17 protein-coding genes and 1 pseudogene are annotated in these 24213 nt (G+C 72.0%); 8 read left to right on the forward strand and 10 right to left on the reverse strand.

Annotation, left to right across the window (positions count from 1 at the left end; translation table 11 throughout):
• Nucleotides 1-21: 21 nt before the first annotated feature.
• Nucleotides 22-1158: a slipin family protein gene (locus OO67_RS23305; RefSeq protein ID WP_033303161.1), complete on the reverse strand. Its 1137-nt coding sequence runs from the start codon at nt 1156-1158 to the stop codon at nt 22-24.
• 219 nt (nt 1159-1377) lie between these two features.
• Here OO67_RS23305 and OO67_RS23310 point away from each other — a divergent pair, with 219 nt between their 5' ends.
• Nucleotides 1378-1734, forward strand: coding sequence for a hypothetical protein (locus tag OO67_RS23310; RefSeq protein WP_033303163.1), 357 nt, complete (start codon nt 1378-1380; stop codon nt 1732-1734).
• Here the strand turns inward: OO67_RS23310 and OO67_RS23315 are convergent.
• The 3 genes and pseudogenes from OO67_RS23315 to OO67_RS23325 form a co-directional block, all read right to left on the reverse strand.
• Complete coding sequence (locus OO67_RS23315; protein WP_033303164.1) at nt 1728-2189, reverse strand: DoxX family protein; 462 nt, start codon at nt 2187-2189, stop codon at nt 1728-1730. The genes OO67_RS23310 and OO67_RS23315 overlap by 7 nt on opposite strands.
• Nucleotides 2190-2301: 112 nt before the next feature.
• Nucleotides 2302-2996, reverse strand: a pseudogene (locus OO67_RS23320) (class I SAM-dependent methyltransferase).
• A 111-nt stretch (nt 2997-3107) separates the two neighbouring features.
• The gene (locus tag OO67_RS23325) at nt 3108-4250 is read right to left on the reverse strand and encodes an ADP-ribosylglycohydrolase family protein (protein WP_033303165.1); all 1143 of its coding nucleotides are present in this window, start codon (nt 4248-4250) and stop codon (nt 3108-3110) included.
• A 76-nt stretch (nt 4251-4326) separates the two neighbouring features.
• Between OO67_RS23325 and OO67_RS23330 the strand changes: the two genes are divergently transcribed.
• Nucleotides 4327-4605, forward strand: a complete 279-nt coding sequence (locus tag OO67_RS23330) for a DUF6343 family protein (RefSeq protein ID WP_033303409.1) — start codon at nt 4327-4329, stop codon at nt 4603-4605.
• A 150-nt stretch (nt 4606-4755) separates the two neighbouring features.
• On the opposite strand, the gene OO67_RS23335 is transcribed toward OO67_RS23330, so the two are convergent.
• The 4 genes from OO67_RS23335 to rpsA all read right to left on the reverse strand — a co-directional run bounded on the left by OO67_RS23335 (nt 4756) and on the right by rpsA (nt 9389).
• Nucleotides 4756-5124, reverse strand: coding sequence for a tetratricopeptide repeat protein (locus OO67_RS23335; protein ID WP_033303167.1), 369 nt, complete (start codon nt 5122-5124; stop codon nt 4756-4758).
• Nucleotides 5125-5196: 72 nt separating this feature from the next.
• Nucleotides 5197-5799 carry a dephospho-CoA kinase gene (gene coaE / locus OO67_RS23340; protein ID WP_033303170.1) on the reverse strand — a complete coding sequence of 201 codons (603 nt, stop codon included), beginning with the start codon at nt 5797-5799 and terminating at the stop codon, nt 5197-5199.
• A 43-nt stretch (nt 5800-5842) separates the two neighbouring features.
• Complete coding sequence (locus OO67_RS23345; RefSeq protein ID WP_033303172.1) at nt 5843-6781, reverse strand: PAC2 family protein; 939 nt, start codon at nt 6779-6781, stop codon at nt 5843-5845.
• 1087 nt (nt 6782-7868) lie between these two features.
• Nucleotides 7869-9389, reverse strand: coding sequence for a 30S ribosomal protein S1 (gene rpsA, locus OO67_RS23350; protein ID WP_033303174.1), 1521 nt, complete (start codon nt 9387-9389; stop codon nt 7869-7871).
• A 398-nt stretch (nt 9390-9787) separates the two neighbouring features.
• On the opposite strand from rpsA, the gene OO67_RS23355 reads away from it, so the two are divergent.
• Both OO67_RS23355 and hrpB read left to right on the forward strand, forming a co-directional pair.
• Entirely contained in the window at nt 9788-10612 is an 825-nt protein-coding gene (locus tag OO67_RS23355; RefSeq protein WP_033303176.1) for a class I SAM-dependent methyltransferase, read from the forward strand.
• A gap of 95 nt (nt 10613-10707) precedes the next feature.
• Nucleotides 10708-13254 carry an ATP-dependent helicase HrpB gene (gene hrpB, locus OO67_RS23360; RefSeq protein WP_051709695.1) on the forward strand — a complete coding sequence of 849 codons (2547 nt, stop codon included), beginning with the start codon at nt 10708-10710 and terminating at the stop codon, nt 13252-13254.
• Between the two features lie 73 nt (nt 13255-13327).
• On the opposite strand, the gene OO67_RS23365 is transcribed toward hrpB, so the two are convergent.
• Entirely contained in the window at nt 13328-15040 is a 1713-nt protein-coding gene (locus tag OO67_RS23365; RefSeq protein ID WP_033303178.1) for a lytic transglycosylase domain-containing protein, read from the reverse strand.
• 184 nt (nt 15041-15224) lie between these two features.
• Between OO67_RS23365 and OO67_RS23370 the strand changes: the two genes are divergently transcribed.
• On the forward strand, nt 15225-16100 hold the full coding sequence (locus tag OO67_RS23370; RefSeq protein ID WP_033303180.1) for a DUF4184 family protein: 876 nt from the start codon (nt 15225-15227) through the stop codon (nt 16098-16100).
• Between the two features lie 41 nt (nt 16101-16141).
• On the opposite strand, the gene polA is transcribed toward OO67_RS23370, so the two are convergent.
• A complete protein-coding gene (gene polA / locus OO67_RS23375; protein ID WP_033303181.1) occupies nt 16142-18853 on the reverse strand; it encodes a DNA polymerase I in 2712 nt (903 codons plus the stop codon).
• Between the two features lie 248 nt (nt 18854-19101).
• Between polA and OO67_RS23380 the strand changes: the two genes are divergently transcribed.
• The 3 genes from OO67_RS23380 to OO67_RS23390 all read left to right on the forward strand — a co-directional run bounded on the left by OO67_RS23380 (nt 19102) and on the right by OO67_RS23390 (nt 24148).
• Nucleotides 19102-21372, forward strand: a complete 2271-nt coding sequence (locus OO67_RS23380; protein WP_033303182.1) for an FdhF/YdeP family oxidoreductase — start codon at nt 19102-19104, stop codon at nt 21370-21372.
• A gap of 90 nt (nt 21373-21462) precedes the next feature.
• Nucleotides 21463-21933 (forward strand): PaaI family thioesterase, encoded by a 471-nt coding sequence (locus OO67_RS23385; RefSeq protein ID WP_033303183.1) that lies wholly within the window; start codon nt 21463-21465, stop codon nt 21931-21933.
• Nucleotides 21934-22912: 979 nt separating this feature from the next.
• The gene (locus tag OO67_RS23390) at nt 22913-24148 is read left to right on the forward strand and encodes a branched-chain amino acid ABC transporter substrate-binding protein (protein WP_033303184.1); all 1236 of its coding nucleotides are present in this window, start codon (nt 22913-22915) and stop codon (nt 24146-24148) included.
• Nucleotides 24149-24213: the final 65 nt, after the last annotated feature.

Below are 24213 nucleotides of genomic sequence, written 5' to 3' on the forward strand. Positions count from 1 at the left end.
TGGAGCGGGCGGGCAGCCGTCTCAGTGACGGTTGAAAGGCTTGCTGCGGGGGCGCTCGGACGGCTGTTCCGGACCGAGGCCCTGAGGTGCTTCCGGACCGAGGTCCGGAAGCACGTCCGGGCCGGGCTCCGGCACCGGGTCCGGCGCCGGCCCCCGACGGGCGGGAGGCCCGTCCGGCAGCGGCCGGTCCGTGAAGGTCTGCTCCGTGACGGGGTCCCCGAAGGGCGGGCTCACGACCGACGGATCCACAGCCGACATGCCCACGACCGAGGGATCCACAGCGGACGGGTACGCCTCCGAGGGCCTCCCGCCGGACGTCGTGTCCACGGGCCCGTCGTCCGTCACCGGCTGCTCGGGCCCGCTCCGCGACTGCCCGGAGCCGACTGGCGGCTGCGGCCCCTGCTGCGCCCGTTCCAGGAAGCGGAGCAGCTCCACCGGGAAGGGCAGGACCAGCGTGGAGTTCTTCTCCGCCGCGACCGCGACCACCGTCTGCAGCAGCCGAAGCTGCAGTGCCGCCGGCTGGGTCGACATCTGCTGCGCCGCCTGGGCGAGCTTCTTCGACGCCTGCAGCTCCGCATCGGCGTTGATGACCCTCGCGCGCCGCTCACGGTCCGCCTCGGCCTGGCGGGCCATGGACCGTTTCATCGTCTCCGGCAGCGAGACGTCCTTGATCTCCACCCGGTCGATCTGCACACCCCAGCCCACCGCAGGACTGTCGATCATCAGTTCCAGTCCCTGGTTCAGCTTCTCGCGGTCGGACAGCAGATCGTCCAGGTCGCTCTTACCGATGATCGACCGCAGCGAGGTCTGCGCCATCTGGGAGACCGCGAACCGGTAGTCCTCCACCTGGATCACCGCGCTCGCCGGGTCCACCACCTTGAAGTAGATGACTGCGTCCACCCGCACCGTGACGTTGTCGCGGGTGATTCCGTCCTGGGCGGGGACGGGCATCGTCACGATCTGCATGTTCACCTTGCGGAGCCGGTCGATGCCCGGGACGATCATGGTGAAGCCCGGAGGGCGCAGCGCGTCGTGGAGCCTGCCGAGCCGGAGCACCACGCCCCGCTCGTACTGCTTGACCACCCGGGCCGCGGCCATGGCGTACACCAGGCCGGCCGAGAGCACCGCCACCAATGCGATCAACAGCTCCTGGACCATCACGGCCCCCTGCCTCCGGGGTGCGTTCCCACACCCACCCATCACGCCCTATTAACACGATATGCCCGATATGTACATCATCGAACCCCCGTCCGGGTGTCAGCGGCCCCGGCCGGCCGCGCACCGGATGCCGTCGCCCGGGGGGCCGGGCAGGGTGGCCAGCGCCAGCACGTCTCCGTGACGTACCGATGAGCCGGACGAGCAGACGAGGACCCGCCCATGTCCGTCACCGCGCCCCCCACCGTTCTCCGCCGACGTTCCGGCATCGCCGCCGGAGCGGCCCTGCTCACCCTGGCCGTCGCGGGCTGTTCAGGACTCGGACGTACGGCGGTGGGGCCTGTGGCCTACACCACCGGGCGGGACGAGGTCGTCACCCTGCACAGCCCCTCGGTGAAGGGCTGCCACGAGCTGGCTCCCGACGGTGCGGAGAAGGTCGAGAACCGGACCCTGGTCGACATCATCCTGTACACCTCGCGCGACTGCACCGGCCGGCAGAGTGCCTACGTGGCCACCACCTTCACCGATGCCAACGCCGCGCGCGCCCTTCCCTGGCGCAGCTACCGGTTCGTTCACTGACCGGCGTGGGGCACACGCCCCCGTCCGCGGAGCAGGGCGTACAGCTCCCGGGTCCGCTCCCGCCGGTCCCGGGCGATGAGGACGACCAGGACGATGAGCAGGGCGGGCATGACCGCGTTCGGCGGATCGAGCAGCGTCAGCTGGACGACGGACGCACCGGCGAACAGCCCGACGAGGGCGACGGCGGCCACCCCTGCCAGCAGCGGGATCAGCAGGGCCAGCGCACCGGCCAGCTCCAGCCCGCCGATGGCGTACATCGCAGCGCTGCCCCAGCCCATCCGCTCGAAGGACTCGACGGCCGACGCATGGGCGACAAGCTTGGCCACCGCGCTGAAACCGAGGAACAGTGCGAGGGCGACGCGGGCTCCGGTCAGGGCGGCGGAGGCCACGCGTCGGCGCGGCGAGGAGGGGACGCGCGGCACGGTGAGCGCGGCGGGTACGACGGTTTCGGACATGGAGGTCTCCTCGGAGGGCGTGACGGGTGACGTGCGCCGGCGCGGGGTCGCGGTTCCTGCCACCTCGCCGCCTGGCGCTTACAGAGAGACAGACCGCGCCGGGCACCGGAACTCATCGCCCCGCGAGCCCCCGGTCCGAATTTCCTCGGATCTGCCCGGGCCGGGCCAGTACCCAGACCCCGTCCGGGGTGGGACGACGGTCGACGGCGAGCCCGGCCTCCTCCGGATACGCCTCGAACCGCTCCTCGGTCAGCTCCCGTGACCGGAAGGTCTGGGTCCACCGGGCGTCCTCGAAGACGTACTCCGCCCGGACCTCGTCCACACCGTCACCGACGGGCTCCGCCGAGAGGATCCGGATCGTGCGACCCGCCGCGTGATCCTCCCTCTCCCGGGGCAGACCGGAGTGGTGGCCGGGGCCTTCCCTCTGGATGAGCACGACGCCGTCGTCCCTGACGTACCGACGGCAGGTCCCCAACAGCCCTTCCCTGAGCCGGTGATCGCCGGGGTGCACCAGGAACGACCCCAGCACCACCGCGTCGGACCGCTCCTCGCCGAGGTCCAGCGTCTCGATGGGGCTGCGCACCGTGCGGGCTCCGCGGACGCGCTCCAACATCTGCGCCGACTCGTCCAACCCGGTCACGGCGAAGCCCAGTTCGACCGTTCGACCAGGGGATGCGTCACCCCGCCCGCCCCGCAGCCCAGTTCGAGCACGCTCGCCCCCGGCCGCAGCACCTAGCCGATCACCTCCGGCTCACTGCCGGCGGACAGGCGTACGCACAGCTCGGCCGCACAGCCGTCCGGCGTGATCGGTCCCGGCCACGCCCCGTGTGTCCTCCACGTACCGGTGGTCCGCTCATACCCGCCGGAACGGACAGGCGCGGAGCGGCGTTCCCCTGTCGGTGGCGCTGCCGGCCGCCCTCAGTACGGTGGGTAGTGGCCGTCCGGCCACGCCACCGGCTGCTCAAGTTCCATGCTCAGATCGTCGGCGAGTCCGGCGATCACGGACCGTCCTTCGGTGAGGGCCAGCCAGGAGGCAGGCAGCGGCACGTCACCGTGGTGCGCGCCGAGCAGGTTGCCGCAGACCGAGCCCGTGGAGTCGCTGTCGCCTGAGTGGTTGACCGAGAGCAGCAGCGCCTCGGCGATGTCGTCGGCGCCCGGGAGCACCAGCGCGCAGTACACGGCGATGGCGAGGGCCTCCTCTGCGACCCAGCCGGCGCCCAGGGATTCGACCCGCTCGGCGGTGGGCCGCCCCAGGGCCGCGAGGTCGACCGCCGCACGCAGCGCGGCCGTCGTCTCCTCGTGGCCGTGATGGCGGCTCAACAGGTCCATGGCGCGCAGCACGGCGCCCGCCGGTGAGTCGCCCTCCAGCAGATGTGTGACGACCGCGGCGAGCGCACCCGCCGCGTACGCCCCGGTCGGGTGTCCATGGGTGATCAGCGCGCACCTGGCGGCCAGGGCGAAGGCCGTCGCCCCGTCCGAGCCCAGCAGCCCGAAGGGGGCCGACCTCATCACCGTGCCGCAGCCCTTGGAGTGCGGATTGACGGGGCCGGGCAGGGCGAGAGGTGCGCCGGGCGCCGGGACGTGGCGTGACGCCAGTCCCGTCAGGCACGCGTTGCCGGGAGCGCGGCGTGCGTACAGCCAGCCCTCCTGCCTGAGCCGACCGGTCCGCACCTGGTCGTCCCCGCCACGCCGAGGCGGGGAGGGGTGGTTCTGGGTGTCCAGCCAGCGCAGGTAGGCGTTGCGGACGAGCTCCGCCTCCGCACCTCCGACGCCCTTGGCTGATGCCCGGACGTGGGCCCTGATCAGCCCTTCGACCGTGAAGAGCGTCATCTGGGTGTCGTCCGTGATCCGTCCCACGACTCCGTCGGAGTCCGCGACGGGTCCGCGTATCCCCCGCTCCCCGTGGGCACGACGGATCCCGTCGAGGGAGAGGAACTCGACCGGGTTGCCGAGCGCGTCCCCGACCGCACCGCCCAGCAGGGTGCCCCGCACCCTGGACCGGCGGACGGCGCCGGCACCCCACGCCGTTCCCCTGCCCGCGCATCCCTGCCCCGTCGTCACAGCCTGCTCCCCCGTCGTCCGCCGTCGGTTTCCGTACGCCGCACCTCCGGGGCATGCTGGAGAAGAGGCGATGGTGATGCGTACCGGAAGTGAACCGTCCACCGCACGCAGCCCCCTGCGGATGCGGCTCTGGCTGAGTGTATGGGGCATGGTCTGGGCCGTGTTCGGACTGGTGGCCTTCGTGGCGACCGGACGCGCCGGCTGGGCGACCGCCTGCGGCGTGCTGCTGCTGGTCACGGTCACGGACCTCTGCGTCGTCGTCCGTCATCTGCGGCAGGGCCCGCACTACCAGCCGGGCCGGGACATCCCGCCGTACGAACCCGACCGGGGCGGCCGGAGCCGGCCGGGTCGCTGAGGTGCGTCGGCCACCGGTGCGAATCCCGCCGACACGCCCCGGAGACGCTGCCCGGCCGTCGGCACCCTCAGGGGGCCGACATCTCAGGATGCCCATGTCTCAGGGGGCCTGCGCTCCCAGGGGGCCTGCGCTCTCAGGGGGCCTGCGCTCTCAGGGGCGGTCGTCGAAGCGGGCGGCCTGCAGGTACTCAGGCTTCGGGTCGAGCGCGGCGGCCAGCCGGAAGTGGCGGGTGGCCTGCTCGGGACGCCCTGCGCGCTGGAAGGTGCGGGCCAGCGCGAAATGCGCGAAGGCGTTGTCCGGCTCACGCTCCAGAACCAGCTCGAACTCAAGCTCCGCGGGGCGGAGTTGGGCAGCGGCGAAGAAGGCACGGGCTCGCAGCAACCGGGCCGCCGTGTTCTCCGGGTGGGCGGCTATCACCGAGTCGAGCAGCTTGACCGCACCGCGCGGGTCCCGTGCGGCGAGCAGCTGCTCGGCCGCGCGGAAGTCGATGACATGAGTTTCCGGGTTCCTCTCGGGCACGTCCGTATCCTTCCCTTCGCCTTCCGCTTTCCAACATCCGGACCTGGGTACGTATTCCGGCCCGGCGCCGGATCAGCCGGTGGCGGCCCGCGCGGTGAGCTCCGACCAGACCGTGCGGACCTGGGGCTCCAGGTCCGCCAGCGGACCGTCGTTGTCGACGACGAGATCGGCGACAGCAAGCCGCTCCTCGCGTGTGGCCTGCGCCGCCATCCTGGCGCGCGCATCGGACTCCGTCATGCCGCGCAGCCGGACGAGCCGGTCGAGCTGGGTCCCGGGCTTCGCGTCGACCACCACCACCAGGTCGTACAGCGGGGCGAGGCCGTTCTCGGTGAGCAGTGGGACGTCGTGGACGACGATCGCGCCGGGCCCGGCGGCACGCTCCAGTTCGGCGGAACGGGCCCCGACCAGCGGATGGACGATGGCGTTGAGCGTGGCCAGGCGCGCGGGATCGGCGAAGACGATCGAGCCGAGCGCCGGACGGTTCAGGGAGCCGTCGGTCCCCAGGACGCCGGGGCCGAACGCCTCGACGACGGCCGTGAGCCCGGGAGTACCGGGCTCGACGACCTCGCGGGCGATCCGGTCGGCGTCGATCAGTACGGCTCCGTAGCGTGCGAGCAGCCGTGACACTTCGCTCTTGCCGGCGCCGATCCCGCCGGTCAGGCCCACTTTCAGCATGCGTCGAGCCTAGCCTCCGGCCGGGGAGCAGCCGGAGACCACCTCAGGAATCGCCCTCACGTTCCGCGAGGAAACGCTCGAATTCGCGGCCGATCTCATCCGCGGACGGCAGATCGACCGGCTCGGCGACGAGGTTGCCCCGGGTCTCGGACCCCGCCACCGCGTCGTACTGGTGCTCCAGTCCTTCGACGAGGGAGACCAGCTCCTCGTCACCCTGGCGGACCTGCCGGTCGATCTCGTTCTGGGTGCGGTGCGCCTCTGTGCGCAGCGTGTGCGCGATGCTCGGCAGGACCAGTCCGGTCGCCGCGGTGACCGCCTCGAGCGCGGTGAGCGCGGCGTCCGGGTAGGCCGACCTGGCGACGTAGTGCGGCACGTGGGCGGCGACACCGAGGACGTCGTGCCCGGCTTCCATCAGCCGGTACTCCACGAGCGCCTCCGCCGAACCGGGGACCTGCGCCTCGTCGAAGGGGCTGCGGTGTCCGGGCATCAGGTCGGTGCGGTTGCCGTGCGGGGTGAGCCCGACCGGGCGGGTGTGCGGGACGCCCATGGGGATGCCGTGGAAACTGACCGCGAGCCGGACCCCGAGCCGCTCCACGATCTGTTCCACGGCGGCGGCGAACCTCTCCCACTCGACGTCGGGTTCCGGTCCGGAGAGCAGCAGGAACGGCGCGCCGGTGGCGTCCTGGACGACCTTCACGTCCAGGGTGGGCGACTCGAAGCCCGTGTACCGGTCGCGCTTGAAGGTCAGCAGCGGGCGTCGCGCCCGGTAGTCGACGAGCCGGTCGTGGTCGAAGCGGACCACGGTCTGGTGCGGCAGCGTCTCGAGCAGGCCGTCGACGATCTGCTCGCCCGTCTCGCCCGCGTCGATGTACCCGTCGAAGTGGTAGAGCATGACCAGGCCGGCCGACTCCTGGGCGAGCGCCATGTCGACGACGGCCAGGCCCTTCGGCTCCCATTCGTACAAACTCTGCGGTTCAGGCACGGTTACCGCTCCTCCTCGTGTTCCTCGACAAGAACACCCCGCCCGGCCATGGCATTCCCGCCCGCACCCATTCACTCGCGGTCACGCGAGGGCACGGCTGTTCGGTGCCGGCCCGCCTTCCGTGCCGAGGCGGACGCTCGATGCTTCCGTGCGCCGGTGCGGCCGGGGTGTGCACCGGCGAAGTGCTGGTGTCCGGCGGGCCGTCGAGCGGGAGCGAGGGCGTCCGGGTCCGCCGTCCAGGGAGTGCGCGCGGTCCCCGAGGACGTACCGCTCGCCGGGGCACCGGGGACGGCCACCGGCCGGGGACGGCTCCGTGCCCGTCCGAGTGCCGCCGCCTCCGGTCGCGCGGGCGGGCGTTGGCGTCCTCCTCGGTGAACACCTCGACGGAGGTGCCGGGTTCTTGACGCCGCCCGGGGTGTCCGCCGGGATCCTGGCGCGCCGGAGTTCGTGTCCCGTCGTCATCGAGGCCGACGGCCTGATGGTCGCCACAGGTGCCGGTGGCCGGAGCGAGACCGCCGGACGGTCGAGCCGCGCCCGCCGGCACGGCCGCGCGCCTCCAGGACCGCACATGCGCGCCGCGCCACGCCCATTTCGTACGGGCCGACGAGACCGGCGATGTCTCCGCCGACGGGTACGGCCTTCGCCGCCGCGCCCCTTCGGGGCGTGACCCGGAACTCGGCGCCCGGGGGCGATTGCCGGGCGGGGGCGATGCCGAGCGCCCCCGGGGAGGCGAGAACGGGAAGCCGCCGGCCGTGACCGCGTCGTGCGAGCGCCACGGTCGTGCGCGACGAGTCCCGGACCTGCCCGGCGCCACCGGCTGCGGACTGTGCTCCGTCGGTGTCGCTCACCCGGAGCGCGAACCGCCCCACCACCGCGCCCGCCACCGCGCCCACCACCGTCACGGCCTCCGGAGGTCGGACCGGCCGACGGAGGCGGGACCCTCCGACGGAGGCGGGACCCTCCGACGGACATCGCCGTGACGCCCTGAGGCCCCTCCGGACACGGGTGAGGCCCGCCCCCCGGAGGGGACGGGCCTCACCTACAGCTCTACAGCTACTGCAGCCGATGAGCGACTGGGGTCAGAGCGTCAGCTCTGGCCGCCGGCCAGCTTCTCGCGCAGGGCGGCCAGGGCCTCGTCCGACGCCAGGGCGCCGGAGTTGTCCGCGGACTCCGAGGAGTACGAACCGCCGCCGCCACCACCGCTGCCGCCGGAGGCAGCCGGGGCAGCGCCGGCCGGGGCAGCAGCGCCCTCGGCAGCGGCAGCCTCGTCGGCCTCGCGGGACTTGATGACCTGGGCCTGGTGCTGCTCGAAGCGCTGCTGCGCCTCGGCGTACTGCGTCTCCCAGACCTCGCGCTGCGACTCGAAGCCCTCGAGCCAGTCGTTGGTCTCGGGGTCGAAGCCCTCGGGGTAGATGTAGTTGCCCTGGTCGTCGTACGACGCGGCCATGCCGTACAGCGTCGGGTCGAACTCGACCGAGGCCGGGTCGCCGCCGAAGGCCTCGTTGGCCTGCTTCAGCGAGAGGCTGATGCGACGGCGCTCGAGGTCGATGTCGATGACCTTGACGAAGATCTCGTCGTTGACCTGGACGACCTGCTCCGGGATCTCCACGTGGCGCTCGGCCAGCTCGGAGATGTGGACCAGGCCCTCGATGCCCTCGTCGACGCGCACGAACGCACCGAACGGAACGAGCTTGGTGACCTTACCGGGAACGACCTGCCCGATCTGGTGCGTACGGGCGAACTGCTGCCACGGGTCTTCCTGCGTCGCCTTGAGCGACAGCGAGACGCGCTCGCGGTCCATGTCGACGTCGAGGACCTCGACGGTGACTTCCTGACCGACCTCGACGACCTCGGAGGGGTGGTCGATGTGCTTCCAGGAGAGCTCGGAGACGTGCACGAGACCGTCGACGCCACCCAGGTCCACGAAGGCACCGAAGTTGACGATCGAGGAGACGACGCCGGAGCGGACCTGACCCTTCTGCAGGGTCGTGAGGAACGTCTGGCGGACCTCGGACTGCGTCTGCTCGAGCCAGGCACGGCGGGACAGGACCACGTTGTTGCGGTTCTTGTCCAGCTCGATGATCTTGGCCTCGAGCTCCTTGCCCACGTAGGGCTGGAGGTCGCGGACGCGACGCATCTCGACGAGCGACGCCGGGAGGAAGCCACGGAGGCCGATGTCGAGGATGAGACCACCCTTGACGACCTCGATGACGGTACCGGTGACGATGCCGTCTTCTTCCTTGATCTTCTCGATGGTGCCCCAGGCACGCTCGTACTGAGCGCGCTTCTTCGAGAGGATCAGGCGGCCTTCCTTGTCCTCCTTCTGGAGAACCAGGGCCTCGATCTCGTCGCCGACCTTGACGACCTCGTTCGGGTCGACGTCGTGCTTGATCGAGAGCTCGCGGCTCGGGATGACGCCTTCGGTCTTGTAACCGATGTCGAGGAGAACCTCGTCCCGGTCAACCTTGACGATGACACCGTCAACGATGTCGCCGTCGTTGAAGTACTTGATCGTCTCGTCGATCGCCGCGAGGAACGCGTCCGCGTCGCCGATGTCGTTGACCGCAACCTGCGGAGTGGTGGCGGTGGTCTCGGTGCTGCTCGTCATGTGGGAAAGGGCTCCGGTACGGACAGTGAGTCGTAGGTACTGCTACGCCGAAAGCCCGTATCGCCTCTGCAGAAGCCGGACAGCCTGGAAAGCACCGATCCGATGATCCGGAAGGCGCCTCGACAACCGAGGGGACATGCAACAGACGCGAGCGCGGCCTGCTAGGTCTGAAGCGCGCAGGCTCGCAGCGCAACTTGTAGCATACGGGGGCAGCCGGACAGGGTCAATGCGCGAAGGCGCACACCCGGGGCACACCACCCCAATCCCGGCACAACTCACGTTCGCCGAGGCCACATCGGCGTCCGCGGTGTGTTGCGCGCATACGGGCGTACTCACCCGTACGGCCCGCGGCGGCACCCGTGCGAGGCCGGTGAAGGCAAACTACAACGACGGGCACCATGAGCCAAGAGATCCACGAGTCCGAACCCGAGGCGACCCGGCGGCAGGCCGGCGAAGCCGAGAGCAGCCGGGCGAGCCGCGGCTGGTGGGACCGGAACGCCGACGAGTACCAGAGCGACCACGGGGCCTTCCTCGGGGACGACCGCTTCGTCTGGGGCCCCGAAGGGCTGGACGAGGCCGACGCCGCCCTGCTGGGCCCGGCTGCGGACCTGGAGGGCCGGGACGTACTGGAGATCGGGGCGGGCGCCGCCCAGTGCTCGCGCTGGCTCGCCGCCCGTGGCGCCCGCCCGGTGGCCCTGGACCTCTCCCACCGCCAGCTCCAGCACGCCCTGCGCATCGGCGGGGGCGTCCCTCTCGTCGAGGCCGACGCCGGACGGCTCCCCTTCCGCGACGGCTCCTTCGACCTGGCCTGCTCCGCCTACGGCGCGGTGCCGTTCGTCGCCGACCCGGTCCAGGTGTTCCGCGAGGTGCACCGGGTGCTGCGGCCCGGGGGCCGATGGGTCTTCTCGGTGACGCACCCGGTCCGCTGGGCCTTCCCCGACGAGCCCGGGCCGGAGGGGCTCTCCGTCTCCGCCTCCTACTTCGACCGCGTGCCCTACGTGGAACAGGACGAGCACGGCGACGCGGTGTACGTGGAGCATCACAGGACGCTGGGCGACCGGGTCCGGGACGTGGTGGCGGGCGGCTTCCGGCTGATCGACCTCGTGGAGCCGGAGTGGCCGGCCTGGAACGACCAGGAGTGGGGCGGCTGGTCCCCGCTGCGCGGCCACCTGATCCCGGGCACCGCGATCTTCGTCTGCGAACGGGACCGGCCGGCGGGCTGAGGCACGGCGGGCACCGGGCCGCCCCGGGGGCACCGGCGGCCCCCGCCCCGGGCACCGCCGGTCCGGCGCACGAGGCGGCGTACGACACTGGGGGCGTGATCCGTACCGACGCCCTGGAGCAGTTGCCCGTACGCACCGCCGTGCCCGCCCTGGAGCGTGCGCTCGACGAGCGGGGCGCCGCGGTGCTCTGCGCACCGCCCGGAACCGGCAAGACGACCCTCGTCCCCCTGGTGCTCGCCGGACTGACCGGCGACGGCCCTGCGCGCCGGGTACTCGTCGCGGAGCCCCGCCGGATCGCCGCCCGGGCCGCGGCACGGCGGATGGCGTGGCTCCTCGGCGAGCGGACCGGCGGCCGGGTCGGCTTCACGGTGCGCGGCGAGCGTGCGGTGGGACCGGACACGGTGGTGGAAGTCGTGACCACCGGGGTGCTGCTCCAGCGCCTGCAGCGCGACCAGGAACTGGCCGGCGTCGACGTGGTGATCATCGACGAGTGCCACGAGCGTCACCTGGACGCGGACACGGCCGCGGCGTTCCTGCTCGACGTACGCGGCACGATCAGGCCCGACCTCCGCCTGGTGGCGGCGTCGGCGACGACGGACGCCGCGGGCTGGGCGCGGCTGCTCGGCGATGCTCCGGTGGTCGAGGCGCACGGCGTGTCCCATCCGGTCGAGGTGGTGTGGGCCCCGCCGGCCGGTCCCGTACGGCCGCCGCACGGGATGAGGGTGGACCCGGCCCTGCTGGCGCACGTCGCCGCCGTGGTGCGCCGCGCGCTCGCCGAGCGCGACGGCGACGTCCTGTGCTTCCTGCCCGGTGTCGGCGAGATCGGCCGGGTGGCCGCACAGCTCGCGGGCGTGACCGCCGAGGTGCTCCAGGTGCACGGGCGCGCCCCTGCGGCAGTGCAGGACGCGGTGCTTGCCGGGCCGTCCGGCGGCCGCCGGGTGGTACTGGCCACATCCGTGGCGGAGTCGTCCCTGACGGTGCCGGGGGTGCGGGTCGTCGTGGACTCCGGTCTCGCCCGGGAGCCGCGCACCGACCACGCCCGGGGGCTGAGCGCCCTGACGACCGTGCGGGCGTCCCGGGCGGCGGGACGCCAGCGTGCGGGCCGTGCGGGCCGTGAGGCTCCGGGAGCGGTGTACCGGTGCTGGGAACAGGCCGAGGACGGGCGGCTGGCCGCGTTCCCCTCCCCCGAGATCAAGGTCGCCGACCTCGCGGCGTTCGCGCTTCAGGCCGCCTGCTGGGGCGATCCGGACGCCGCCGGGCTCGCGCTGCTGGATCCGCCGCCCGCCGGTGCGATGGGCGCGGCCCGGGAGGTGCTGACGGCGGTCGGCGCGGTGGACGCCACGGGGCGCGCGACGAGCCGGGGTGTGCGGATGTCCCGGCTCGGCCTGCACCCCCGGCTGGCCCGCGCGCTCCTGGACGGCGCGGACGAGGTGGGCGGGCGCCGGGCCGCGGAGGTGGTGGCACTGCTCAGCGAGGAACCCCCACGGGAGTACGGCGACGACCTGGCGCACGCGCTGCGCACGGCACGGCGCGGCGGGGACGGGTACGCGGCGCGCTGGCGGCAGGAGGTACGGCGGCTCTCGCAGTCCCTCGGGACGTCGAAGGAGCCGAAGGACTCGACGGCCGGCCCGGACGACGCGGCCGCGGGGCTGGTGGCGGCGCTGGCGTTCCCGGAGCGGGTGGCACGGGCCCGGGGCGAGGGTGCCTTCCTCATGGCGTCGGGCACGGGCGCGGAGCTGAGGGAGGGCTCACGCCTGCGCAGCGCCCCGTGGCTCGCGGTCGCGGTCGCCGACCGGCCCGCCCATGCCCCGTCCGCCCGGGTGCGGCTGGCGGCCGTCGTCGACGAGGGCACGGCACGGCTGGCCGCCGGACACCTGCGGTTCTCCGGCGAGGAGGTCCGCTGGACGGACGGCGACGTGGTGGCGCGTTCCGTGGAGCGCCTCGGGGCCGTCGAACTGTCGGTACGCGTGCTGCGGAAGCCTGCTCCGGACCTGGTGCGCCGGGCGCTCCTGGAGGGGCTGTGCCGCGAGGGCCCCGGGCTGCTGCGGTGGACGCGGGACAGCGAGCAGTTGCGGCTGCGGCTCGCGTTCCTGCACCGGGTGCTGGGGGCGCCGTGGCCCGACGTGTCGGACGGCGCGCTGCTGGCGCGCGCCGACGAGTGGCTGGAGCCCGAGCTGTCACGGGCCGGCCGCCGCGCGGATCTGGCGCGGATCGATGCCGGGCAGGCGGTGCGGCGGCTGCTGCCGTGGGCGACGGGCGACGCCGCCCGGCTCGACGAGCTCGCCCCGGAGCGGATCGAGGTGCCGAGCGGGTCCAGGGTCCGGGTGGAGTACGGCGGCGAGCAGCCCGTGCTCGCGGTGAAGCTCCAGGAGCTCTTCGGGCTGGGCGAGACGCCCCGGGTGGCCGGGGTGCCCGTTCTGGTCCACCTGCTGTCCCCCGCCGGGCGCCCGGCGGCGGTGACGGCGGACCTGGCGTCGTTCTGGCGGGAGGGGTACAGGGACGTGCGCGCGGAACTGCGCGGCCGCTACCCGAAGCACCCGTGGCCCGAGGACCCGGCGACGGTGGCGGCGACCCGCTTCACCTCGGCACGGCTGCGCCGGGAGCCGGGCGGCTCGTCGAGGTCCGGCGGGGCCGGGGGGTAGGCCGGGCCCCCCGGCGGACGCGCCGGGACCGCGGCGTCCGGCCCGGGAGCCGGACGCCGGGGTCCCGTACGGCTCAGGCTGCCGGTGCCTCGACCTTCAGCTCGACGGTCAGCGTGGCGCCGCTCGCGGTGGTGAGCCGCAGCGTGTAGATGCCCGCCGTGTCGTCGGCGTGGATCTCCGGGAGCGTCAGGAGGCCGTCGGCGCCGGTCGTCAGGTTCAGCGTGCGGACGGGCTCTCCGTCCGCACCCTTGAAGTACGGACCCTTGTCGTTCTCGGCGGGCGTCTCCGCGTCGGTGATCATCGTGGCGGTGACGGCGGTGTCCGCCACGCCCGTCCCCTTGTAGGTCGTCCTGACCTCGACGCGGTCGGCGAACGCGGCGCCGGGGGCGGCCGTCAGTGCCTTGTCCTCGGTCCGGGCGACGGTGTCCGCCACCCGGGCCGTGACACGGGCCGTGTAGGTGAGGATGCGCGGCTTGCCGGTGCCCGCGACCGCTGTCACCTTGAACGCGCCCGTCCTCTCACCGGCCGTCAGGGCGGGGGCGGTGACCGTGCCGTCGGCTCCGGTGGTCAGGGTCACGGTGCTCTTCCCGCCGGCGAAGCGGGTGTCCGTCTCGCCGACGAGGGTGAAGGTGACCGGGGTCCTGGCGAGCGGGGCGCCGAGCATGTTCCTCGCCCGCACCTTGACGCGCTCGGCGAAGGCCTCGCCTGCCGTGGCGGTGAGCGGTCCGGTGCCCGCGTTCTCGAGGCTGCCGAAGGTCTCGGCGGGCGACGGGGTGACCGGCGGAGTCGTGGTCGGCGGCGGAGTGGTCGGCGGCGGCGTCGGCTTGGCGGGCGGAGGCGTCGTCGCCGGCGGGGAGGTGGCCGGAGGAGTGGCCGGCGGGGAGGCGGCCGGCGGCGTGGTCCCGGTGGAGGGCGGCGTGGGTGAGGGGGAGGACGTGCCGGTGCCCGTGCCGGTGCCTGCACCCGCGCCTGTACCCGTACCCGTGTCCGCCGGGAGGACGCCCGTGCCGTCCGGGACCTCGTGGGTGCCCCGGTTGTAGTAGTCGAACCAGGAGCGCACCGTGCGCAGGTACTCCGTCGAGTGGTTGTAGCTCAGCACCGCCCGGTCGAGGTCGGTGGCGAGCGACAGGTCGCGGGAGCCCGCGCAGAGGTAGCGGCCGGCGGCCAGCGCCGCGTCGTAGATGTTGTTCGGGTCCTTGCGCCCGTCGCCGTTGCCGTCCTGGCCCCAGGTGGCCCAGGTGGACGGGATGAACTGCATCGGGCCGACCGCGCGGTCGTGGGTCGAATCCCCGTCGTACGCCCCGCCGTCGGTGTCCCTGATGAGCGCGAAGCCCTGGCCGTTGAGTGCCGGGCCGAGGATCGGGGAGAAGGTGGTGCCGTTGGCGTCCACCTTGCCGCCGCGGGCCTGGCCGGACTCCACCTTGCCGATCGCGGCGAGGAGCTGCCACGGCAGACGGCACGCGGCGTCGGTGCCCGCGACCGCCTGCTCCGCCTTCTTGTACGCGGCCAGGACCGAGGCGGGTATGCCCGCTTCGGCGCTGCCGGTCACGGGCAGATTCACGGACGCGCCGGGCTTGTTGGGCGTGTTGAGCGGCGGAAGGTCCGTGTGGTAGGGCGAGTTGCCGGTGGCCGCGCTGTCGCCGGGCGGTGTCGCACCGGCCGCCGCCTGGTCACCGGGGTGCGGTGCGGCGGGAGCCTGGGAGGCGGAAAGTGCCGCTACGGCAGCCGCCGCCACCGCGGTGGTGGTGGCCCCCCTGCGCAGCCTGCGGCCGAATTGCGCTGCCATACGTGTCGGTCCCTCCCCGTCGACGGCTGCCCGCGCTCCCCGCGCGAGAACTCAGGCGACCCTACGACAACTCCCGCCGCCCGAACACCGGCCCCCGACCGGTTCTTACCGATTTCTCAGCTTCGCTGCCGTCAAGTCACTTGATGGATCCGGGGGCGGAACGGGCTCACGCATACTTGCCGCCATGCCCTTCACGCTCAGCCATGCCGCAGCCGTGCTCCCGGGAATCCGCAGGTCCGGCACCGGTCGTGGCCCTCTCGTGGCCTCCGCGCTCGTCGCCGGATCGTTCGCACCCGACATCACCTACTACGCGGACACGGCCGTCCCCGGGGCGATGGAGTTCGGCGAGGTGACACACGCCGTGTGGGGAGTGTTCACCCTGGACGTCCTCATCGCGGGGGCCCTGGTGGCGCTCTGGCTGATGCTGCGTGAACCGCTCGTCGCGTTGCTGCCGGAGGCGGCTCGGGGGCGCGTGCACGCCTTCGTGCGGGGGCGGCGCCGGGAGCCCGGTGCTCCGGCCTTCACGGAGGCGGTGTGGTTCGTCCTGTCCGCCGTCATCGGCGCGGGCACCCACGTCGTGTGGGACTCCTTCACCCACCACGACCGGTGGGGCACGGAGCTGATCCCCCTCCTCGACCGGAGCGTCGGCGGATACCCGGTGTTCCAGGTCGTCCAGTACGGCAGTTCCGCCGTGGCCGCCGTGTTCCTCGTGTGGTTCACGCACACGGCTCTGCGGCGCGTCGGGCCCGTCCCGGCCCCGGAGGCCGTACCGGTGCTGGGCCGCACCGAACGCAGGTGGGCCCTCTCGCTCATCGCCCTGTGCGTCCTGCTGGGCGTCGTCCACCGCTGTGCCCGCTGGTACGCCCACTTCGGGCACGTCGCCACGCCCCTCGACCTCATCCCGACCGCCTGCTTCGGCGCCGGGGCGGGTCTGGCGGCCGGCCTGGTCCTGTACGGGGTGTGGATGCGGCTGCTGCGGAAGCCCTCGGCGCCCCGGCCTCCGGACGGGCCCCGTGCGCACACCGCACGGACCCGCCCGGCCGGCCGGGACGCCGGCTGAGGCGTCACCGACAAGCTGCGGGCCCGTGCGGGCCGCCTTCCTCAGTGCGCGGCCGTCTCCCAGTCCGTACCGACACCGACCGAGACGTCCAGCGGCGCGCGGAGCTCGACCGCCGTGGACATCTCGCGGCGCAGGATCTCCTCGACCTGTTCCCGCTCGCCCTTCGCGATCTCCAGGACGATTTCGTCGTGGACCTGGAGCAGCATCCGCGACGTCAGCTTCGCCTCCGTCAGCGCCCGGTCCACATGCAGCATCGCGACCTTCACGATGTCGGCGGCCGTGCCCTGGATCGGCGCGTTCAGCGCCATCCGCTCGGCGGCCTCGCGCCGCTGGCGATTGTCGCTGTTCAGGTCCGGGAGGTAGCGGCGGCGGCCGAGGATCGTCTCCGTGTACCCGGTGGCCCTGGCTTCCTCCACGACCCGGTGCAGATAGTCGCGCACTCCGCCGAACCGCAGGAAGTAGGTGTCCATCAGCCCGCGGGCCTCGCCGGCCTCGATGTTCAGCTGCTGGGAGAGACCGAACGCGGAGAGCCCGTAGGCCAGTCCGTAGGACATCGCCTTGATCTTGCGGCGCATCTCGGCGTCGACGGCCGACTTCTCGACGCCGAACACCTGTGAGGCGACCGTCGTGTGCAGGTCCTCCCCGGAGGTGAACGCCTCGATCAGACCGGCGTCCTCGGAGAGGTGGGCCATCACCCGCAGCTCGATCTGGCTGTAGTCGGCCGTCATCAGCGTCTCGAAGCCCTCGCCGACGACGAAGCCCCGGCGGATCGCCCGCCCCTCGTCCGTGCGGACGGGGATGTTCTGCAGGTTGGGGTCGGTCGAGGAGAGCCGGCCGGTCGCCGCGACGGTCTGGTTGAACGTGGTGTGGATGCGGCCGTCCGCACCGATCGTCTTGATCAGGCCCTCGACGGTGACCCGCAGCTTCGCCTGCTCCCGGTGGCGCAGCATGATGACCGGCAGCTCGTGCTCCGTCTGCGCGGCCAGCCAGGCGAGCGCGTCCGCGTCGGTCGTGTAGCCCGTCTTCGTCTTCTTCGTCTTCGGCAGGGCCAGCTCGCCGAAGAGCACTTCCTGGAGCTGCTTGGGCGAGCCGAGGTTGAACTCACGGCCCACCGCGGCATGCGCCTCCTTCACCGCCTGCTGCACCGCGCCGGCGAACTGCTGCTCCATGCCTTCGAGATGCGCCCGGTCGGCGGCGATGCCGTGCCGCTCCAGACGGGCCAGCATGATCGACGTCGGCAGCTCCATGTCGTGCAGCAGCTCCGTGGCGCCGACCTCCTTCAGGCGCGTCGTGAACGCGTCCCCGAGGTCCAGCACCGCACGGGCCTGCGCCATCAGGGCGTCGGCCTCCGCGCGGTCCTCCGCGCCGAAGGCCAGCTGCCCGTCCGAGGCGGGGGCCGGGGCCAGCTCACGGCCGAGGTACTCCACGGCCAGTGCGTCCAGGGCGAAGGAACGGCGTCCCGGCTTGACGAGATACGCGGCGAGCGCGGTGTCCATGGTGATGCCGTCCAGCCGCCAGCCCTGCTCGGGGAAGACCCGCAGGGCGTTCTTGGCGTTGTGCAGGACCTTGGGGCGCTCCGGGTCCGCGAGCCAGGCGGCGAGGGCCCGCTCGTCGGCCTCGTCGAGCTCGGCCGGGTCCAGCCAGGCGGCGGCCCCGTCGGCGGCGGCGAGCGCGATCTCCGTGACCGTGCCCGTCCCCAGCGACCAGGTGTCGACGGTCATCACCCCGAGCGGCTGCCCGCCGTGGGCCTCCAGCCACGGAGCGACCTCGCCCGACCCCAGCACCGCGCCGTCCAGCTCGATACCGGCCAGGGGCTCCGGCGGACCGGCCTCCTGCGCACCCGGGTCGACGGCGAGCAGCCGCTCGCGCAGGCTCGGATTGCGGATCTCCAGGACGTCCAGCACACCGGTGACCGCCGTGCGGTCGTACGGAGCGCGCTCCAGCTCGGCCGGACCCTTCGGCAGCTCCACGTCACGGACCATCTCGGTCAGCACCCGGTTCATCTTCACCGCGTCCAGGTGGTCCCGGAAATTCTGCCCGGCCTTGCCCTTGACCTCGTCGGCACGCTCGACCAGATCCGCGAACGAACCGAACTGGTTGATCCACTTCGCCGCCGTCTTCTCACCCACACCGGGGATCCCCGGAAGATTGTCCGACGGGTCACCGCGCAGCGCCGCGAAGTCCGGGTACTGCGAAGGCGTGAGCCCGTACTTCTCCTGGACCTTCTCCGGGGTGAAGCGCGTCAGCTCCGAGACGCCCTTCGTCGGATAGAGCACCGTCACGTTCTCCGTGATCAGCTGGAACGAGTCCCGGTCGCCCGTGACGATCAGCACCTCGAAGCCCGCCGCCTCGGCCTGCGTGGCCAGCGTCGCGATGACGTCGTCCGCCTCGAAGCCGTCCACGGCGAACCGGTCCGCGTGCATCGCGTCCAGGAGCTCGCCGATGAGCTCGACCTGCCCCTTGAACTCGTCCGGGGTCTTGGAACGATTCGCCTTGTACTCCGGGAACTCCTGCGCACGCCACGTCTTGCGGGACACGTCGAACGCCACCGCGAAATGCGTGGGCGCCTCGTCGCGCAGCGTGTTCGCCAGCATCGACATGAAGCCGTACACGGCATTCGTCGGCTGCCCCGTCGCCGTCGTGAAATTCTCCGCGGGCAGGGCGAAGAACGCCCGGTACGCCAGGGAGTGCCCGTCCATGAGGAGCAGGCGCGGTCGGTTGTCTGCCGTCTTCTTCGATGCCGTCTCAGCCACGCCCCCGATCCTGCCACGGACCACCGACAATCCGGACCGGCCGTCGCACCGCCCCGGCCCACGGACACCACACCCCGGGGCCCGCCCCCGCCCCACCGCTTCCCGCAGAGCACCCCGGCACGCGTGCATGACAGGATCGAAGGACTGTGAAGGCGTAAGAAGACGCGACAGGACGCCACGACACGCACGGACGCGACGCGCGCGCCCGCACGCGCTCGGAGGCGGCCGAAGGCTCGAAGGGGAGCACCATGGCCACCAAGCCCCCGACCGGTGACCCGGTCCAGGACGCGCCGCGGATCGACGCGGTCCAGCACGCCGCCGCCGGACTGCCCGCCGTCGCCCACACCCTGCGCGTGGCCCAGCAGCAGATGGGCGTCCGGCGCACCGCGCAGACCCTCCTCAAGGTCAACCAGAAGGACGGATTCGACTGTCCCGGCTGTGCCTGGCCCGAGGGCGACAAGCGCCACGCGGCCGAATTCTGCGAGAACGGCGCCAAGGCCGTCGCCGAGGAGGCGACCCTGCGCCGCGTCACCCCCGACTTCTTCGCCGCCCACCCCGTCGCCGACCTGGCCACCCGCAGCGGCTACTGGCTCGGCCAGCAGGGACGCATCACGCAACCCGTGTACCTGCCCGAGGGCGCCGACCGGTACGAGGCCGTGACCTGGGAGCGCGCCTTCGAGATCATCGCCGAGGAGCTGACCGCGCTCTCCTCCCCCGACGAGGCGCTCTTCTACACCTCCGGCCGCACCAGCAACGAGGCGGCGTTCCTCCTCCAGCTCTTCGCCCGCGAGTTCGGCACCAACAACCTGCCCGACTGCTCCAACATGTGCCACGAGTCGTCCGGCTCCGCCCTCACCGAGACCATCGGGATCGGCAAGGGCAGCGTCAGCCTCGACGACCTCCACCAGGCAGACCTGATCATCGTCGCCGGACAGAACCCCGGCACCAACCACCCCCGGATGCTCTCCGCCCTCGAACAGGCCAAGGCCGCCGGAGCGAAGATCATCTCGGTGAACCCGCTGCCCGAAGCCGGCCTCGAACGGTTCAAGAACCCCCAGACCGCCCGAGGCATGCTGAAGGGCGCCGCCCTCACCGACCTCTTCCTCCAGATCCGCATCGGCGGCGACCAGGCACTCTTCCGCCTCCTGAACAAAATGATCATCGAGGCCGACGGAGCCCTCGACACCCACTTCATCGCCGAACACACCCACGGCTACGAAGCATTCGCCCAGGCCGCCCGCGCCGCCGACTGGGACGAGACCCTCACCGCCACCGGCCTCGACCGCGACGCCATCGAGCAGGCGCTCGCCATGATCCTCGCGTCGAAACGCACCATCGTCTGCTGGGCCATGGGCCTCACCCAGCACAAGCACTCCGTGCCGACCATCCGCGAAGTGGTCAACCTCCTCCTCCTGCGCGGCAACATCGGCAGGCCCGGCGCCGGCGTCTGCCCCGTCCGCGGCCACTCCAACGTCCAGGGCGACCGCACCATGGGCATCTTCGAACGGCCCTCCACCGCCTTCCTCGACGCCCTCGACCAGGAATTCGGCATCACCTCACCACGCCACCACGGCTACGACGTCGTACGGTCCATCCAGGCACTCCGCGACGGCGACGCCAAGGTCTTCTTCGCCATGGGCGGCAACTTCGTCGGCGCCACCCCCGACACCGCCGTCACCGAAGCCGCCATGCGCCGCGCCCGGCTCACCGTCCACGTCTCGACCAAACTCAACCGCTCGCACGCCGTCACCGGCACCCGCGCCCTGATCCTGCCCACCCTCGGACGCACCGACAAGGACACCCAGGCCGGCGGGAAGCAGTTCGTCACCGTCGAGGACTCCATGGGCATGGTCCACTCCTCACGCGGCAACCTCACCCCCGCGAGCCCGCACCTGCTCTCCGAACCCGCGATCGTCGCCCGCCTGGCCCGCGCGGTACTCGGCCCCGCCTCCACCACACCCTGGGAGGACTTCGAGAAGGACTACGGGACGATCCGCGACCGCATCTCCCGCATCATCCCCGGATTCGAGGACTTCAACGCCCGGGTCGCACGGCCCGGCGGCTTCACCCTCCCCCACGCCCCACGCGACGAACGCCGCTTCCCCACCACCACGGGCAAGGCCAACTTCACCGCCGCACCCGTCGAACACCCCGAACTCCCCGAGGGCCGGCTGCTGCTGCAGACCCTGCGCTCCCACGACCAGTACAACACCACGATCTACGGCCTCGACGACCGCTACCGCGGCATCAAGGGCGGCCGCCGCATCGTCATGGTCAACCCCGAGGACGCCCGCGCCCTCGGCCTCGCCGACGGCTCCTACACCGACCTCGTCAGCGAGTGGAAGGACGGCGTCGAGCGCCGCGCCCCCGGCTTCCGCGTCGTGCACTACCCCACCGCCCGCGGCTGCGCCGCCGCGTACTACCCGGAGACGAACGTGCTCGTCCCCCTGGACGCCACCGCCGACACCAGCAACACCCCGGCCAGCAAGTCGGTCGTCGTCCGTTTCGAGCCGAACTGAGCCATCCGCAGCCCTAAGCGCACGCTCAGCCGTCTGATAAGAACAGTGCACACAGCAACGAACGACCGCACACGATCGGAGCCGGACCCCATGGGCGAGCACACCGCACCCACGTTCCCCCAGGAGATCATCGACGAGTACGCGGCACTCGGCGTCGACCTCCCCGCACTCTTCTCCGCCGGCCACCTCGGCGAGCGCATGGGCGTCACGATCGTCGAAGCCTCCGCCGAACGCGTCGTGGGCACCATGCCCGTCGAAGGCAACACCCAGCCCTACGGGCTCCTCCACGGCGGTGCGTCGGCCGTCCTGGCCGAGACCCTCGGCTCCATCGGCAGCATGCTCCACGGCGGCGCGACCAAGATCGCCGTCGGTGTGGACCTGAACTGCACCCACCACCGCGGCGCCCGCAGCGGCCTCGTCACGGGCACCGCCACCCCCGTCCACCGCGGCCGCTCCACCGCCACGTACGAGATCGTCATCACCGACGAGCACGACAAGCGGGTCTGCACCGCCCGCCTCACCTGCCTCCTCCGCGACGCGTCCGGCCTCTCGGCGGGCTGACCCCTCACCGCACGCGTGACGGCCTGCCGGCCTCGGCCGGCAGGCCGTCACGCACCCGGCGGTGCCCCGGAAGGGCAGGACGCCGGGAGCCACCCGACTCCCGACGCGCGGCCGGACCACCGGGACGAGCAGGCCGCGCACCACCACGACCGAAGACCCGCCACAGCTCACCGCTCCCGCCGACGGGCCGAGCCGCAGCGGCACTCCCGGCAAGCGGCGCCCGCACCGGTCGCGCGAACACCCCCACCCGGTCCGCAAGCGCGAGCCCCTCCGCCCGCCACCGCGACAGAGGACAGCCGGGGCACCGTCCGGCAAGGTCCGCCCCGGGAAGAACCGCACGCCGCGGAACCGCCGCCGAACGCGCACACAGCCGCAGCACGACGCGCCCACCGCCCCGGCCCACCACCTCGACGGCACCACATTCCGGAGTGTCAGCACCCATTTCCGGTGCGCCGCACGGGAGCTGACGCACACGTACGGTCAACTCCCCCCGTCGCGCACGGCCGTTCGATGCGCCACCTCAACAGCGACGTCGCGATCGCCGGACACCCCGCACATCCCGCAGATGTAACACTGCGTAACAATTGCGCAATACACGAATCACCTCCGACCCCACCCGAGGCACCTCCGGGCCGATCACCCCACGCCCCATGCGCCCCGATAAGGGCGACTCCGCGCGACAGCACCAAGATCATCCCAAGCCCCTTAGTGGAGCTGGGTGTTCTCACCATGCGGTCATTTCACCGCGAGAGAAAAAGCCCCACATGTCCACACTGCGACCACCAAGCCTTCCCCACGGCATAACAAGACAGTCACATCCTCAGCCGACCTGTCCCGCACCCCCTCACCTGCCCATAGAGTCACGGCCAGTCACCGCGCCGCCGGGCGTGTCTGCTGCACGGCCCTGTACCGCCCAGTACAGCCCGGCGTAGTCACGGCACCTCATGCAGAGGAGGCCGCGCCAGGGAAAGGACCTTTCGTGCGACACCGTTCTTTGATCATCCTCACCACAGTGCTCACCACCGGTGCACTCACACTCACCGCCTGCGGGTCGCGCGACGACAACAGCAAGGGCAACAGCGACAGCGACAGCAAGACCACCGTCGTCATCGGTGTCGACGCCCCGCTGACCGGATCCCTCTCCGCACTCGGCCAGGGCATCAAGAACTCCGTGGACCTCGCGGCCAAGACCGCGAACAAGAACAACGAGGTCCCCGGCATCGAGTTCAAGATCGAAGCCCTCGACGACCAGGCCGTCCCCGCCTCCGGACAGGCCAACGCCACCAAACTCGTCGGCAACAAGGAAGTCCTCGGAGCCGTCGGCCCTCTGAACTCCGGCGTCGCCCAGTCCATGCAGGGCGTCTTCGAGAAGGCCGGCCTCACCCAGGTCTCGCCCGCCAACACCAACCCCGCCCTCAGCCAGGGCGACAACTGGGGCAAGGGCGACTCCAAGCGCGTCTTCAAGACCTACTTCCGCACCTGCGCCACCGACGTCGTCCAGGGCAAGTTCGCCGCCCAGTACCTGTACAACGACGCCAAGAAGAAGAAGGTCTACGTCGTCGACGACAAGCAGACCTACGGCGCCGGCCTCGCAGCCATCTTCTCCACCGAGTTCAAGCGCCTCGGCGGCAAGGTCGTCGGCACCGACCACGTCACCGTCAAGGAGACCGACTTCTCCAGCACCGCCGACAAGGTCAAGAGCTCCGGCGCCGACTCCGTCTACTACGGCGGCCAGTACCCCGAGGGCGGCCTCCTCTCCGACCAGATCAAGAAGACCGGCGCCAAGATCCCCACCATGGGCGGCGACGGCATCTACGACCCCGCCTTCATCAGCGCCTCCGGTGAAGCCAACGACGGCGACTTCGCCACCTCCGTCGGCTACCCCGTCGAGGCCCTCCCGACCGCCAAGCAGTTCATCGCCGACTACAACGCCGGCGGCTACAAGGACCCCTTCGCGGCCTACGGCGGCTACTCCTACGACGCCGGATGGGCCATCATCCAGGCCGTCAAGGCCGTCGTCGCCGAGAACGACGGCAAGCTCCCCGAGGACGCCCGCGCCAAGGTCACCGAGGCCATGGCCAAGGTCTCCTTCGACGGCGTGACCGGCAAGGTCTCCTTCGACGAGTTCGGTGACACCACCAACAAGCAGCTCACCGTCTACGAGGTCCAGAAGGGTGCTTGGAAGGACGTCAAGAGCGCCACGTTCGAAGACTGATCACCCAGCACACCCACAGCACATGCTCCTGACCGCGCGAGGGCGCAAACAGCGCCCTCGCGCGG

The organism is Streptomyces atroolivaceus (assembly GCF_000717025.1).
GTDB classification, from domain to species: Bacteria; Actinomycetota; Actinomycetes; order Streptomycetales; family Streptomycetaceae; genus Streptomyces; species Streptomyces atroolivaceus.

Bases quoted from the DNA above. Each gene is read 5' to 3' on its own strand.
- rpsA (WP_033303174.1), bottom strand. From the start codon at position 9,389: ATGACGAGCAGCACCGAGACCACCGCCACCACTCCGCAGGTTGCGGTC.
- OO67_RS23310 (WP_033303163.1), top strand. From the start codon at position 1,378: ATGTCCGTCACCGCGCCCCCCACCGTTCTCCGCCGACGTTCCGGCATC.
- OO67_RS23305 (WP_033303161.1), bottom strand. From the start codon at position 1,158: ATGGTCCAGGAGCTGTTGATCGCATTGGTGGCGGTGCTCTCGGCCGGC.
- OO67_RS23380 (WP_033303182.1), top strand. From the start codon at position 19,102: ATGGCCACCAAGCCCCCGACCGGTGACCCGGTCCAGGACGCGCCGCGG.
- OO67_RS23365 (WP_033303178.1), bottom strand. From the start codon at position 15,040: ATGGCAGCGCAATTCGGCCGCAGGCTGCGCAGGGGGGCCACCACCACC.
- OO67_RS23330 (WP_033303409.1), top strand. From the start codon at position 4,327: ATGCGTACCGGAAGTGAACCGTCCACCGCACGCAGCCCCCTGCGGATG.
- OO67_RS23385 (WP_033303183.1), top strand. From the start codon at position 21,463: ATGGGCGAGCACACCGCACCCACGTTCCCCCAGGAGATCATCGACGAG.
- coaE (WP_033303170.1), bottom strand. From the start codon at position 5,799: ATGCTGAAAGTGGGCCTGACCGGCGGGATCGGCGCCGGCAAGAGCGAA.
- OO67_RS23315 (WP_033303164.1), bottom strand. From the start codon at position 2,189: ATGTCCGAAACCGTCGTACCCGCCGCGCTCACCGTGCCGCGCGTCCCC.
- OO67_RS23355 (WP_033303176.1), top strand. From the start codon at position 9,788: ATGAGCCAAGAGATCCACGAGTCCGAACCCGAGGCGACCCGGCGGCAG.
- OO67_RS23370 (WP_033303180.1), top strand. From the start codon at position 15,225: ATGCCCTTCACGCTCAGCCATGCCGCAGCCGTGCTCCCGGGAATCCGC.